This window comes from Saccharopolyspora tripterygii (assembly GCF_054778355.1).
Map to the genome: position 1 here is coordinate 1 of NZ_BAAGZP010000020.1, position 14,456 is coordinate 14,456.

Consider the following 14,456-nt stretch of genomic DNA (forward strand, 5'->3'; position numbering starts at 1 on the left):
GACCACAACGACCCACCAAGCCGCCTGACCAACCGTCACAGAAACCTTCAGCAGCCCCACTTCCCATCAATGTACGGTGCGATCATGAGCTTCCGCGTTACGGGGCGGACGTCCAAGGCGGACAACAAAGCAATCAGCGAGTACCTCTTCGACAGATATGGCATCTTCACCGTCGAGCGGGATGGGCCGGTCAACGGGAGTTGTGTCCGAGTGATTCCCGCAGTGTTCACACTCCGAGAGTAGGTGGATCGACTGTCGGCCGCGCTGCGCGATGTCGTCGAGCGGTTCCGCGTGTGACGTTGCCGAACGATCGAACTTTCGTGACCCGGCAGGGCTATAGGGTGGTTCGCGTTTCGATAATCATTCGTCGATCGACCGGTGCTTGTCGCGTTTGTCCTTGGTGGTGTGAGTGAGGGTCTTACCGGTGAGGGACAGGTGTGCTTCCAGCCGCATCCGCTCGGAGATGTGCGGGTAGTGCAGCTCGAACGCGGGCCGCTCGGAGCGGATCCGCGGCAGCTCCTTGAAGTTGTGCCGCGGCGGCGGGCAGGACGTGGCCCACTCGAGGGAGTTGCCGTAGCCCCACGGGTCGTCGACCTCGGCGATTTCGCCGTAGCGGTAGCTCTTGAAGATGTTGTAGAGGAACGGAAGCATCGAGGCGCCCAGGATGAACGCGCCGATCGTGGAGATGGTGTTCAGCGTGGTGAAGCCGTCGGACTCCAGGTAGTCGGCGTACCGGCGCGGCATGCCCTCGTTGCCCAGCCAGTGCTGGACGAGGAACGTGGCGTGGAAGCCGATGAAGGTCAGCCAGAAGTGCAGCTTGCCGAGCCGCTCGTCCATCATCCGGCCCGTCATCTTCGGGAACCAGAAGTAGATGCCGGCGAAGGTGGCGAACACGATCGTGCCGTAGAGCACGTAGTGGAAGTGGGCGACCACGAAGTAGGTGTCCGACACGTGGAAGTCGACCGGCGGCATGGCCAGCAGGACGCCGGTGAGACCACCGAAGAGGAACGTGACCAGGAAGCCGACGCTGAAGATCATCGGCGTCTCGAAGGTCATCTGCCCCTTCCACATGGTGCCGATCCAGTTGAAGAACTTCACACCGGTCGGGATCGCGATCAGGAAGGTGGTGAACGCGAAGAACGGGAGCATGACGGCGCCGGTGGCGTACATGTGGTGCGCCCACACGACGACCGACAGCGCGGCGATGCCCAGGGTCGCGTAGACCAGGCCCGAGTAGCCGAACAGCGGCTTGCGGCTGAACACCGGGAAGATCTCGGAGACGATGCCGAAGAACGGCAGCGCGACGATGTAGACCTCGGGGTGCCCGAAGAACCAGAACAGGTGCTGCCACAGGATGACGCCGCCGTTGGCGGGGTCGAAGACGTGGGCGCCCAGGTGGCGGTCGGCCATGAGGCCGAGCAGCGCGGCGGTGAGGATCGGGAACGCCATCAGGATCAGCACGCTGGTGACCATGATGTTCCAGGTGAAGATCGGCATCCGGAACATCGTCATACCGGGCGCGCGCAGGCAGACCACGGTGGTGATCATGTTCACCGCGCCGAGGATCGTACCGAGGCCACTGACCAGCAGGCCTGAAATCCACAGATCAGCGCCGGCGCCGGGCGAGTAGATCGCGCTTGACAGCGGGGTGTAGGCGAACCAGCCGAAGTCGGCCGCCCCACCAGGGGTCAGGAATCCGGCGACGACAGTCAGGCCGCCGAACAAGTACAGCCAGTAGCCCAGGGCGTTCAGCCGTGGGAACGCGACGTCGGGCGAACCGATCTGCAGCGGAAGGATGTAGTTCGCGAAGCCGAACAGGATCGGCGTCGCGTACAGCAGCAGCATGATCGTGCCGTGCATGGTGAACAGCTGGTTGTACTGCTCCTGCGACACGAACTGCAGCCCTGGTTTAGCGAGTTCGCCGCGGATCAGCATCGCCATGAGGCCGCCGACCATGAAGAACGCCATCGAGGTGACCAGGTAGAGGATGCCGATCTGCTTGTGGTCCGTGGTGCGGAACATCCGCGCCAGGAACGCCCCCTTAGCCACCTTGCGTTTCGGGTAAGGCCGGGTAGGTGTCGGCCGTGGTGCCACCGTTGTCAATCTTGCCTCCTGACCATTGAGCCCACCGCTGAAGTGGCTGAGCAGGGAACCCCGGAGTCCTGCGGTATCACTCACCAACCCTGCTGTAGGCACACTACCTTCCCTACTGCGCCTGATAGTAGCCGGTACTAGAGCAGCTAGTAGATGGGTGTTCGAATGACAAGTCGGTCGCGCTTCCGGGCTGCGTGGAGCTCACGTTGGCCTCACCGGAGCGAGCCTTCGTGGTGGTCAGGCTGTGTCGTTTCCGGCCGACCGCGAGCCGAGTTTCTGACGATGAGGAAAGACCTCGGGCGTGGCGTTTCGCCAGTTGGAGCGTCTACTGCGGAGCGTAATTTCGACTTCCGTGGTGGAGTTGCGGCAGTTTCGGTCACACACCGACTCGCCCAGCGGCTCTGGCGAGAGGGGCGCTACCCGCACCTGAGCGAGATGCCAGAACACAGTCAGAACTGAAGCGTAGGTTGCTGCTGCCGAAGTGTCGCACCGCAGAGCGAGCAGATTAGGGGCATGGAAGCCGGGTCGATGACCTTGCGAACGCTTCCTTGCCTGTGCGGCCGCTCTCAAGGGGAGGGCGGCGGACAACAGCGAAGTAATGGACGGACCCGTCGCAGTCCGCGGCGCAAGCTGCCAAGGCTCGCGGCGAGGACTGGCGGGCCGAAGTACGTGCGCAAAAAAGACGACCGACGCGGGGTGTCAACCTCCTTGCCGACGTGCGCTAGCGGAAAGGAACCTGGAACAGCGGATCGCGGACTCGTGCGACGTTCGATCGCTCCTGCTTTGACCTATCCAGGCAGGAAAATCTCCGGATGTTATCGCTCCGGTGTGTTGCGCCCGAGGCCGCTGTTGCGGTCCGACCCGGCAAACCAAGTAGAGTTCGGACTCCGGGATAGGTACTATCGAAACTAGTAATCAACGAACGCGAGGCGGACGCGATGGCAAGCGGAAGGCAGCCGGGAAGGAACGCTGTCGTAGCGGCACGGGGAAGGACCATTCCCTGGATCATGATCGCAGCGGTGACAGTCGTCGTGGTGTTCGCTGGCGGTATCTTCGGGTATGTCTACGTGCGGTACTCAGCGAAAACCGAGCAAGAAGCCGCGGTCGCCCCGTGGACGCCCTCGGAGTCGAACCGAGACCCGGCACGAAATATTTCAGGCATCACCGTGAAGGACTACGAGGCCGGCAAGCATGTGGAGCCTGCTCAGCGGGTCAACTACGGCGCAAGTCCGCCGTTCGGTGGCCCACATGACGGCGCCTGGGCCGCCTGCAACGGAGTGGTCTACGACAGTCCGGTTCGGACGGAGAACCTCGTCCACTCGCTAGAGCACGGCGCTGTGTGGATCACGTACAACCCGGAGCGCGTTGACAGTGCTGGTGTTGACGTTCTGCGGAAGATGGTTGACGGACAGCAGTATCTGACGATGTCACCCTATCCGGGCCTGGACAAGCCGATCTCGTTGCAATCGTGGGGCCGCCAGCTCAAGGTGGACAGCGCCGCTGACGCGCGAGTTGGCCAATTCGTTCGGGCCACCCGTGCCAACCAGTACACCCACCCGGAGGTCGGGGCCTCGTGCGACGCCTTGGGGCCGGGGCAGTTCGACCCCGACGCGCCGCCACCCTTCGACCCGACTCCACCTGGCCCGGGTGCCGTGCCCATGGCCGCGGGGAGGAACCCAGGCGAAGTTCAGCGGCCTGGTCAAGTCAATTGGATGTGAGTGCGATGGCTTGGAAATCAGCATCACGTCCTGTGCGGATCGGCCTCGCTGCAGGTGTCGCGCTTGCCGTTGGACTTCTCGTCGCCGCAGGTGTGTTGTTCGTCGCGACACCGGATCGAGAGGCGACGAAAGCGTCCGGCTTGGTGGATGTCGGCTTCGCCCAGGACATGAGTGTGCACCACCTGCAAGGAGTGCAGATGGCCAATGTCGCGCGGGAAAGAAGTATGGACCCCGCCGTCAGGCAGTTGGCCTTCGATATCGAAACATCCCAGCTCGAGCAGACCGGTCGGATGAAGGGCTGGCTGAGTTTGTGGAACGAGCCTGACCTCCCGCCCGGTGCGTATATGACCTGGATGCGTCAGAACGCATCGCACGGCCAGCACGGTCAGAGCGCGCGAGCATCGGCCATGATGCCGGGCATGGCGTCCGCCGACGAGCTTGCGAAGTTGCGCTCGTTGCCAGAGCCAGAATTCGACGCGTTCTTCCTCCAGCTCATGATTCGACACCACCAGGGCGGAGCGCCCATGATGCGTGAGGCCGCGGAACGTGCTGAACAGCCTCAGGTGCGTAACCTGGCTCAACAGATGGTGAATGCGCAGAGCTCCGAGATCAACGTCATGACCCAGATGCTCGCAGGGCGTGGGGCTCACCCCCTCCCCATGCCGAATTGACTGTGACAGCCGACCCTCGGGCCAATTCCTGGGAACTGAAACCATCTTCAAGGCCACCCGACGAGCCGGTTGTCATGGACGGTAACGGGTCAGAACGGTCTTACGATCGTGACCTACTTCTTCTCGATGAGGGTATTCGTGTCGGTGCTCCTGGTCCCCACGAGCTGGTGGACTACCTCCAAGTGAAGGGCCAGTGATCGTCTGCCTCTGCCCGAACTGGACGATGGAAAACCCGGCCCGCAACAGCCCCAGACGCACCGCGTCTCACAAGTAGTCGCTAGCAAAGCCCTGAAGTTCTGCTTCCGAGCGTCGACGAGCGGCACCATGTTCACCACGTCCGCTCCAGCGACTGCATCCTTCCCACGCGTGTGGCGTATCGGAAGTGGTCGCAAAACGCAGGTGATGATCTTCACCTGCCCGCTACAGAGGGGAGTCGATGCACTCCTGAGAATGACCCGAATGGGCTATGCGTTGAAGTTGCCGTAACTTTCAGTTACTTTGGCGGTCGTACATCACGATTCGGTCACGACGCCTCCTTGGGGAGGTCGCCGCACCCCCGGCGGTGGTGACTGGAACTTCCCCGACCCCCGAAAGGCACTCATGCATCAGCGTCGACAGACGGACGGCCGCTCCCCAAAGGCCGAAGTCCGTGCCCTCGCTCACAAGCTCAGCCCGCGCTCGGGTAGCGACGCTCGTACTAGCAAGCTGTCTGGCAGGGCCCTCTGCGCGGCCATCGCCGGCAGCGCCGTCCTGGCCATCGGTTACCCGTTAGTTGCGGGCGCGGATCCAGAGCCGGCCACGGTCAACTCGCAGGTCCGGGCCGCCGGGCAAGCACCTCCGGCTCCGGGGGTACTTCGGGCACCTGCTGCGGTTCCGGAGGCGGTGGCGCCGAGTGCTCCCGAGGTCCGCCCGCAAGCCGTCACCAAGTCGCTCGCCGTCGACTACCAAGCGCAGGAAACCGGATACTGGTGTGGTCCAGCTGCGGCCCGCATCGCCCTGTCTGCCGTGACGAAGGATCTCCCAAGCCAGGCCGCGCTGGCCAACGAACTCGGTACCACGGAGAACGGCACCGATCACATCAGTCAGTTCGTTGATGTGCTCAACAAGAGGCTCGAGGGGACTCGTGCTCCGTACGTGACCAAGGAGTGGGCTGGGCGTCCGATCACGCCTGAGATGAAGAATGAGTTGTGGTCCGATGTCGTCCGCAACGTTGATGCCGGCAAGGCGACGGTGACCAACATCGTCGCGGCGCCCGGCAATCAACCGCCTGGCTATCCTGCGGACCAGACGATCTACCACTACGTGTCGGTCGTTGGTTACAACGCGGAGAACAAGACGGTGCACATTTCCGATTCGGCGAGGTTCAGCGGAATCACGGAGCACTGGCTGAGTCTGGACCAGCTCGCGTCATTGATCCAGACCAAGGGATATGCTGCCTGATCGACAGCATCTTCTGGAAGGTGGCTGAGGCCCGTCGAATTTCGACGGGCCTCCACCGTGCAAGAAATTGGGACCTCCTGGTCGGCGCCCGATGCTACGGCCCGCGGAGTAAGCGGTGAAACCGGTGCCGGCCGCCGAGCCTGGCCCGATTAAAGTTGAGCGATGACTCGAGTTGCACTCCGTCGTGCAGAGTGTTCGACGACTGTTGCTGAGGTCGACGATATGGAAGCTGGAATTCCAACTGGCGTGAAAGAGGGCACGGATCCTCGTGTCCGAGGTGCTATCAGAGGATCCGTGCCCTTCGGGGCGGCGAGCCAGGGGGAGGAGCTCACCGTTCTAAAACTATGTCACATAGTGGATGTTTGTGGCAAAGTCCCTCCACCGTGTTAGTGGAGGCTGACGATGCACACCCACGGCGGCGCCGATCGGCTCCAGCACACCCTGCTCGACCGGACGGTCCACGCGCAGCAGCACGTTGCCCTGGGCCCGCAGGTCGAAGTGCCGACCGTTGACCTCGATCAGCTTCTCGACCTGGTTCGGGCCCGACAGGGCACCGGAGGCGACCGCGGTGGTGCCGTCGGCCATGTGTGCGCGCAGCGACACGACGCTGCGGTGGTTCGGGCTCTCCGAGGTCGTCTTGATCTCGACCTGAACGCCCAGCTCCTCGGCCAGCTGCGGAGCGTTGACGAAGGTCACCTAGGGCGTTGCCTTGGTCACGGGCGTACCACGCACGAGCGTACGTGGCGCGAGCCAGGCCATCTACTATATGTGGCAGTAGAATGAGTGCCGTTTCGGAACGTATGCCCAGATCTGCGTGAGGGTTGCCCAGCGAGGCTGATGGCGATCCTTTTTCGCAGTAGCAAGAGTCCGAAGTGGACCTCTTGCTAACGGTTTGCAGCCAAGGTCAGCTTGCGCGTTTCTCTCAGCTGCCAGCGCTGCTATCCGGGGATATATGACGCGCAACGTCCTGATCGGCGAGCGCCTGCAAGGCGCAGCGGTAGCAGATTTGGCTGAACGGCGGGGGCGCCGAAGGAGGTCCCACAGCGCGAGGATCATTGCTTCGGCCGACGCCTCAGACCGCGCCGCAGGGCTGCGGACTCATCCTCTGACGTCGACTTCGCGAAGTGCAGCAGAACCCCTTCCGGGTTGCCGCTGGAATCTAGCATTTCGCGCAACGCCCGAGCGGCTGCTTCTTCACGCGAGTTGGCCGGGGTGTACTGGTAGGCGCGGTTGTGCATCTCACGCTCGACCCAGCCCTTGCGGTGCAGGTTGTCCATCACCGTCATGACCGTCGTGTACGCGAGGTTGCGAGTCTCGTTGAGTTCGATCAACATCTCGCGAACCGACATCGGGCCGTACTCGCGCCACAGCACGTCCATTACGGCGCCTTCGAGCTCGCCCAAACCTTGCATGTCACCTCCTGCTCGTAGCACTACGATACGGCGTCGCACCAGGTCTCGGAACGAGGCCCGCGTGAGGTCCTTTTGCGGATCAGGGCAAGCGGGCGAGTCGAGCTGGTCGTATTCGGCAGGCCGTGCGGGTTGATGTGTTTCATCAGCTCCAACAGCCTTGTGGACCGCATCACCGATCTGCTGGTGTTCAATCCTATGAACGGTGTTCCAAGCGGTCAGGCTGGTGCTGAACAGCTGATGGTGTGGGTAGTCAGATCGGTGGCCGCTCCGGACGCGAGAAGCAAGCCACCGGTCATCACGGCAATGCCCATCGCGGCGAGCAAGGACCGCCGACCCTCCGTGTGTTGCGGCGGAGCCAAGCGACCTGTCTTTGACACCCGCGATCCAAATGGCGAGGTGGAGCGACGGTGCCCCGAGCCCCGGCGGAGCTCGGAGTTTGAGATGCGTCACCGCCCGAGGGCATCGGCGCGAGGTGCCCTGGCCACTGGATGTGGCAGTCAACTCGAATCTGCTGGCTCAACTACCGGGTGCCAAACGATCTACAGTTGTCGTGCAGCCATGAGTTCACCGCTTCTCGATAGTGCGGAAGACCAGGCCAGGGTGGGGCTTCGGTCCGAATGACGTGGACTTCCGGGGTAGGCGAATTCCTGCCGCCGCGGCAGTTCGGAGATCTTTCTGGGTAGGTGGGGTGAGGAGGACGGCAATGCCTCCCTGCCGTTGTACCCGGCGGACCGCGTTGATCGCGCTGTCTTCGTAAGAGACGTACTCGGGCAAGTCCGGTACTCGCCACAGCTCGTCGATCAGGAGGTTGTGGAGGATCGGCAGGTGCATCTCGGCCGAAGCGCCGGCGGGCAGTTGCTGAGGCTGGCGTCTGGGAGAGCTCGGTTCGGCCCGCTCAGCAGGAACGCACCTTCTGGCGTTGCAACAACAAAGGCTGGGCCGCTGCGTGCGTGTTCTTTGAGCACAGGCAGCCATTGTCGGAGTTCCCCGCGCAGTGGTCGAATGCGGAATCGAGTCGATGCCGTCTTCAGCGCAGCCTGCGGATCCGCGTACGGGAGCACGCGGTGCATGGGCGCCAGCTGCATCGGATTGCGCTTGACGTCAACGAGGATCCCGGCGGCGTAGTCCCACGGGCCTGGTCCGTTGCCCGTGGCGTAGTACGCGCGGCGGAGCTGCCGCGCGGCGGCGTGACGGTGGTGACCATCGGCGATGAAGGCAGCACGGCATCTGAGCTCGCCGATGATCTCATCCTGGGCGCCGCGGTCGGCGATGCGCCATACGCGGTGAAGTTGCCCGTCGTCGGCGAGAATCTCTGACACGGGTGCTTCCCGGGATGCTCGTGCCAGGCAGGCGGTCGTCCGGCCATCGCCGGAGTAGCCGAGCAACAGGGGGTTGAGATTCATCGCACCTTCGTGCATGAGATCGACTGCGCCGTCGATGCGTTCGGGGATTACGTCTTGGTGGGGGAGGAGTCGGCTGTCGAGGTGGACTGTTCCGAGCACGCCGCGCAGCGTTCCGCGTGGGCCGCTTTGGTCGTAGGCGTAGAAGGCCGGCTGGTGGTTGCGGAAGAGCGCGCCGCTTCGCTGCCAGGCGTGAAAGGTGCGTGCAGCCTCGTCAGGCAGGGCTTCGCCATTTTGGTCCCACGGCGTCGCATAACGAGCGGCGAGCGTGCCGAGCCTGTGGGGAGCGACGTGCCAACCGCAGTAGGGAACGATCGTGATGCCGTTGCGAACTGGTTCGGTGACGACCGGAAGGGGCATGGTTCCGTCTGCTGGGGAGTCGGGCCGTCTTTCGGCGACCTCCTCGTCGACATCGTTCGCCGAGTGCTTCTCGACACGTGCCGGCCCGAGTGTCAGGACGGCGCCGACTCCGCACATTGCTGCCATCACTAGGACCGTTCCGGCTACCGGCAGTGCTCCCACCATGGGGCCGGCCATCAGTGGGCCGGCGGATTGGCCGATGAGGAGGTAGCTGTTGGCGGTGCTGACGAAGGCGCTCTTGTTCTCGCTTGGGGCGTGTTTGCTGAAGTGCAGGAACAGTGACTGGGCGAGGGCTGCGAAGCAGAAGCCTTGCACTAGCCGGAACGGGATGAGTGCGAACGGGTCGAGCGGCAGGCTGAGGATCGTGATGCTTGCAGCGGAACCCGCCGCCGCGAGAGCGAAGGTGCGTACAGGGCGGTGGGTGAGGTCGTTGTGTTTGCCCCACCAGAGTGATCCGATCAAGGTCGCGCCCCACATCACTGAATGGAGCACGCCGACCCACAGGCTCGCCGCGTTCGGTTCGGCGACGATTCCGCGGACGTGCTCGGCGAAGACCGGGATAAGCCCGTAGACACCGAAGTATGTGCATGCCGCTGCCAACGCCAGTGGAACAGCACCCGGCACCCGCATCGCCGAGGGAGGTGCACGGTCCTTCTTCGGTGAGTCGGCTTCCTTACCGGGTTCCCGCTTGGATTCGCGTAGCCCGATTGCGCAGGCGATGGCTAGTGCTGCAGCGGCGCCGGCGATGGCGATCATGAGTTGTGCTAGTCCGCCGCTGCCGACGAAGAGTCCGCCGGCGATCGGGCCGGCGAGGGCTCCGGCTGCGGTGGCGCTGAAGGATTTCCCGAGTGAAGAGCCACGTTTTTTGTCGGAGCCGGTTGATCCGGCGAAGGCGGCGGCGGCTTCGACGACGCCGCCGAGTGTGCCTTGGAGGAGTCGTCCGGCGACGAGAAGCAGTGGGGTGGTGGCGGTGGCCATGACGAGCATGGCTACCGCCAGGCCTACCAGAGCGCGTACGACCATCCATTTGCGGCCAATTCGGTCGCCGAGTCGGCCCCACAGTGGTGTGGCGACGGTGAGGGCCAGGGCGGGGGCGGCGATGGCCACCCCGGCCCAGGTTTGGGTTTCGGCGGTAGTGGTGGTGCCGATCTGCTCCATGTAGAAGGGCATGATCGGTACCAGCATCATCAGGCCGGCGGTGTTGACGAACTGCCCTGCCCACAGCAGGAGCAGATTCCTACGGCCGTCGTCGGAGGCATGGTGATGCGCTGGGCTTCTCTGCGGTTTGGCCTGGAGTGTGCGTGTCATGAGATGACCGCCGCTTCCGGCTCCTGCCACGGGTCGGGGAGATTCGCGACCCACTCGTCGTTGTAGACGAGGTCGAGGTAGCGCTCACCCCGGTCCGGCAGAACCGTGACGATGCGCGCTGGCTCATTCAGCCTCGAGATCAGATATTCGATGCCCGCGATCGCAGCGCCGGCGGAACCCCCAGCAAAGATCTTCTCCGTGCTCAACAGGCGTCGGCATCCCGCTGCCGATTCCGCGTCGGCAATATGCAGAACGCCGTCGATCTCCTCCTCGTTGAGGATCTCGGGAACCCGGCTGGCCCCGAAACCGGGAATCTGGCGGGGTGCAGCTGGTGCTCCGAAGATGACAGAGCCGATGGCATCCACGGCGATGACCTTGAGATTTGGGTGTTCCATGCGCAGGCGACGTGCGATCCCCTGAATGGAACCCGTCGTCGATACCGCTGCCACGAGGTAGTCCACCGGTCCGTCCACTGTCTGGAGGATCTCCTTACCCGCTGTCTCGTGGTAGGCGCGCCAGTTGAGTTCGTTGGCGTACTGGTTGATCTGCACCGCGTTGGGCATCGAGGTGACCAGCTCGCGGGCGCGGCGGACTCGGGTGTGCAGGTAACCGCCGGCTTCGTCGGGTTCGGTCACCATCTCGACATCAGCACCGAAAAGTTCCAAGAGCCGCAGGTTCGTCGGCGACGTCTTCGGATCCACCACGGCGGTGAAGGAAAGGCCATGCAGATCGGCCACCATCGCCAGGGCAATGCCCAGGTTTCCGGAGGTGCTCTCCACCAACCGCATGCCGGGCCGAAGGGTTCCGTTCCGGATTCCTTGTTCGACGATGAACCGGGCTGGCCGGTCCTTCATGCTTCCGCCGGGGTTGAGTAGCTCCAGCTTGGCGAGTACTTCCACGTCGGGTTCGGGAAAGCATCGGTTGAGCCGGACCATCGGGGTCGATCCAACGCAGTCGATCACGGAATCGTGGATCACGCGAGCCTCCTGATTTTGGGTGCACGCCGACGACAAGCCGGGTGCGAGAAGATGAGCGAGAGGTGAACTCGTGCGCGTGAAAGGGGCGCCTTCGAGTACCGATATCCCAGGTTTGGGATGCAGTTGCGCTTGGACCGGCGTGCTCGTCGCAGGCGGCGGCAGCTCCGCTGGAAGCGGGATGACTACAATAGGTGCGCGAATTAGGGTTAGAATAACCCGATGTTCACCTGAATGAGCACTGACCGATGTGAATCAGGTTCGCGAGATGCTCACCAGTGACAGGAAGGCCCTGCTGGACGGTATCCAGTTCGGCCTTGATGGCCACTTTCGGAGGAACAATCCCCATCCGGCAAGGCGAATGGAGCGTCCGATCGCGAGAGTGGCAGCGGCTAGCGCAAGGTAAAGAAAGGCCAGGTCAAGCAGCATCTCGGCAAGTGATCGACCGACAGCGATACTGATGTAGTGCGGGCGTGCATCGCAGTAGGGGCCTTCGTGGCCCCGCTCATCGTGATCCGTCGACAAGGTGTTGTCGACAGACGTCGGTGGTGCCGTATGAACGGCTTCTGTGGCGTGGTGCGGATCAAGGGCACTTTCTTCGTGGGCTGCAGCAAACGCTGAGGTCAGCATCTCGCTAGCGTGCGCGCGAAGGCAATGTGCTGGCAGCAGTACGAATGGGACGACGAGGAAGCAAAGTAGCAGGGGAAGTGCAAGAAACTTCCCCCGGTTGTGTTGCCCTGCGGTTGGCTTCCTCACGGCCACCACACTAGGAGTGGGTCCGGACGCTCGCTAACTGGCACGTCATCTCTCGCACGATGGGTTTCCTGCATGAGGCGAAGGCATTTCATTTCCGTAGTCACTTGGGAAAGCCAAGGCTAGGTTCAAGTGCTATTCCGATGAGGGGCGAAAGCAGTACTACTGACCATAGTCGATCAAGGAGCGTAGCCGTCATCCGGGGTAGCGTGTCAGATGCGGAGCGTGTTGGGGCGCACGGTAGTCGCTCGCAACGAACGCGTCTGAAGATCCGGTCGATAGCAGGTCGGCCCCGGCCGGGGCAACTCCTCCGGAGAAGCCAGTACTGTGTTCAGCTGCGCGACGCGAGTCGGCGAAAACTGCCCGACGCGCCGAGGCGAATGCCGAGCAATTCGAACAAGGGTTCCATCGCTGGAGCAGTATGGAAATGTCTTCTGCTGGCGCCCGCTGTCCGCTGCTGCAATCGAGGTCAGGCGCTGGAAAGAGGTGGAGGGTGAAGGTGGCAGAGACGGGTCAGGCGCGGCCGCGCGCATGTGAACCCGCACTTATCGCGAAGTCGAGGATGATTCGTGTCCGAGTTGCCAGCGCCAGCCGGATCACACTCTTGGCCTTGTTCGCATTGTGCTAGGTGGTGGGGGTGCCCAGTCCTAAACGTGCTACAACGTCGACCCCGCCAAACGGCCTAGTGGTTGACTCGCGGAGATTCCAGCTGTTGCAGCGAATGCGCCGGTCCGACCGTCCTGACTTTGCGGGCGTCTGCGGCCGGACCGCCTCATCTTGGTGCTCGACTTCTCGACGTTGGGATCAGCACCGCCGGCCTATCTATCAGAACCGCTTTGATTGCCGGTCTGCTTTGGACTGATCTGGGGTCGTGACAAGGGTGGTGTGGGGTGCGGTCAGCCCACGATCCGGCGCGCTCCGATGTAGTGGCCGTCGCCCTTGATTGAGCGCACGTCGACGAGCTGTCCCTCGGTCGGTGCGTCGACGATTTTCCCGTCGCCGACATACATCCCTACGTGGTGGATCGTCGAGGGATCGCCGCTCCCGTCGTCGTAGAACACGAGGTCGCCGGGCTGGAGCTGGTCCTTGGACACCGACCGGCCAACCGACCACTGGGTGCGGCTGCTCGGTGGGATTGAGATCCCGGCCTGCTTGTAGGCCCACTGGGTCAGCCCCGAACAGTCGAAGGTGGTTGGTCCCTTCGAGCCCCACACGTACTCCGAACCACGCTTGGACAACGCTGCCTGCAGTGCCGCGTTCGCTGCCCCGGGCGGCCCGAGGTACTCGCCATCATCGACGGGGCCTTGCAGGCGTTTCCGATCGGAGTCGTCGAGGTCATTGAGCGCCTGGCGGACGGCTTTAATCTGGCCGTCGAGATCCCTTTTGCGCTGTCGGACTTCGCCGACGAGACGCGCGGCTTCGTCGGTGGCCACTTGGGCACTGGTCTCGGCTTCTTGTGCTTGCTCACGAGCGCGTTGGGCGCGCTGAGTGGCGTCCTTGAATCCGTTGAGCACCTGCTTGTTGTCGCTGGCTAACGCGCCGAGCATGGTGGCCTGGTCGAGGAAATCATCCGGGTTCTTACTGGTCAGCCCAGCAGTGAATTCGTCCACGCGAGTGCCGCGGTAGGCCGAACCGGCAAGGCGGTCGACCTCCCCCTGGAGCTTTCCCTGCTCGCCTCGGGCTTGATCTTCGATCGTCTTAGCTTGTTCGACTGAGGCTTTGGCCTTGGCCAGCTCGGCTTCGTTGGAATCCATGGCCATCTCGGCGTCGCTGAGGTCTTCCTCGGCTTTAGCCGCGTCCGCCCCGAGTTTCTTGTATTCCTCAAGGGGGTCCGAGGGCTGCGCGCCAGCGGGGATCGCGATGGTTCCGGCCATCATGGCAATCGCGGATGCCGCGAGCGCTGCCTTCATCGACTGTTTGAGTCGGTGTGACGCCACGTTTGCGAAAGCCTCCTCTGTCCTGGCAGGACCTTCCGCTTGCGATGAGCGGATCCCACCTCACGGTGTGTCAGCGAGGGCTCCCCGCGGCCCGATCGCGAAAGCTACTGGAAAGATCCGCGAATGTCTACTAACCACGATCGTAGATACGCAGTGGAATTGACCGATCACGCTCTGTTCTGCGCGTAGGAGCTAGGTGAGTCAGCAGCTGGTGAATACATGGACTGATCGGTTCTGTGCGCGCGGGATACTGGGCTCGTGGTTGAGGCCGACGCAAGTGTGAGGCTTTCGGCTGGTAAGCGAAGGTCTTCGGGAGCACGGTGCGGAACGCGTGAGGTCTGCCTGATCAAGCGAGGCATCCCTGATGGCGGTGCGAGGCCCGAACTGCG

General features: G+C 63.1%; 10 protein-coding genes and 1 pseudogene. 4 read left to right on the plus strand and 7 right to left on the minus strand.

Features of this window, described 5'->3' with window-relative positions:
* Positions 1-243, plus strand: a 243-nt coding sequence (locus ACYVF3_RS15905) for a hypothetical protein (RefSeq protein WP_461155010.1), incomplete at its 5' end; no start/stop codon positions are given.
* A 117-nt stretch (positions 244-360) separates the two neighbouring features.
* Here the strand turns inward: ACYVF3_RS15905 and ctaD are convergent.
* Positions 361-2,103, minus strand: coding sequence for an aa3-type cytochrome oxidase subunit I (gene ctaD / locus ACYVF3_RS15910; RefSeq protein WP_461155011.1), 1,743 nt, complete (start codon positions 2,101-2,103; stop codon positions 361-363).
* 1,010 nt (positions 2,104-3,113) lie between these two features.
* On the opposite strand from ctaD, the gene ACYVF3_RS15915 reads away from it, so the two are divergent.
* The 3 genes from ACYVF3_RS15915 (at position 3,114) to ACYVF3_RS15925 (ending at position 5,923) form a co-directional block, all read left to right on the plus strand.
* Positions 3,114-3,812 carry a DUF3105 domain-containing protein gene (locus ACYVF3_RS15915; RefSeq protein ID WP_461155012.1) on the plus strand — a complete coding sequence of 233 codons (699 nt, stop codon included), beginning with the start codon at positions 3,114-3,116 and terminating at the stop codon, positions 3,810-3,812.
* A gap of 32 nt (positions 3,813-3,844) precedes the next feature.
* A complete protein-coding gene (locus ACYVF3_RS15920; RefSeq protein WP_461155013.1) occupies positions 3,845-4,483 on the plus strand; it encodes a DUF305 domain-containing protein in 639 nt (212 codons plus the stop codon).
* Positions 4,484-5,365: 882 nt separating this feature from the next.
* Positions 5,366-5,923: a C39 family peptidase gene (locus ACYVF3_RS15925; RefSeq protein WP_461155014.1), complete on the plus strand. Its 558-nt coding sequence runs from the start codon at positions 5,366-5,368 to the stop codon at positions 5,921-5,923.
* A gap of 342 nt (positions 5,924-6,265) precedes the next feature.
* Here ACYVF3_RS15925 and ACYVF3_RS15930 read toward each other — a convergent pair.
* From ACYVF3_RS15930 to ACYVF3_RS15955, 6 genes and pseudogenes are all read right to left on the minus strand, one after another.
* Positions 6,266-6,619: pseudogene (locus ACYVF3_RS15930) on the minus strand (hypothetical protein); the annotation flags it as partial.
* Between the two features lie 356 nt (positions 6,620-6,975).
* Entirely contained in the window at positions 6,976-7,335 is a 360-nt protein-coding gene (locus tag ACYVF3_RS15935) for a BlaI/MecI/CopY family transcriptional regulator (RefSeq protein ID WP_461155015.1), read from the minus strand.
* An 800-nt stretch (positions 7,336-8,135) separates the two neighbouring features.
* Positions 8,136-10,403: an MFS transporter gene (locus tag ACYVF3_RS15940; protein WP_461155016.1), complete on the minus strand. Its 2,268-nt coding sequence runs from the start codon at positions 10,401-10,403 to the stop codon at positions 8,136-8,138.
* The gene (gene sbnA / locus ACYVF3_RS15945) at positions 10,400-11,380 is read right to left on the minus strand and encodes a 2,3-diaminopropionate biosynthesis protein SbnA (RefSeq protein ID WP_461155017.1); all 981 of its coding nucleotides are present in this window, start codon (positions 11,378-11,380) and stop codon (positions 10,400-10,402) included. The genes ACYVF3_RS15940 and sbnA overlap by 4 nt, the downstream gene beginning before the upstream one ends.
* A 252-nt stretch (positions 11,381-11,632) precedes the next feature.
* Positions 11,633-12,007, minus strand: coding sequence for a hypothetical protein (locus ACYVF3_RS15950; protein WP_461155018.1), 375 nt, complete (start codon positions 12,005-12,007; stop codon positions 11,633-11,635).
* Positions 12,008-13,026: 1,019 nt separating this feature from the next.
* Positions 13,027-14,040, minus strand: a complete 1,014-nt coding sequence (locus tag ACYVF3_RS15955; RefSeq protein ID WP_461155019.1) for a C40 family peptidase — start codon at positions 14,038-14,040, stop codon at positions 13,027-13,029.
* Positions 14,041-14,456 lie beyond the last annotated feature (416 nt).

Excerpts from the sequence above, each read along its gene's own strand:
- ACYVF3_RS15935 (WP_461155015.1), bottom strand. The coding sequence starts at position 7,335 with ATGCAAGGTTTGGGCGAGCTCGAAGGCGCCGTAATGGACGTGCTGTGG.
- ACYVF3_RS15950 (WP_461155018.1), bottom strand. The coding sequence starts at position 12,007 with ATGCTGACCTCAGCGTTTGCTGCAGCCCACGAAGAAAGTGCCCTTGAT.
- ACYVF3_RS15955 (WP_461155019.1), bottom strand. The coding sequence starts at position 14,040 with ATGAAGGCAGCGCTCGCGGCATCCGCGATTGCCATGATGGCCGGAACC.
- ACYVF3_RS15940 (WP_461155016.1), bottom strand. The coding sequence starts at position 10,403 with ATGACACGCACACTCCAGGCCAAACCGCAGAGAAGCCCAGCGCATCAC.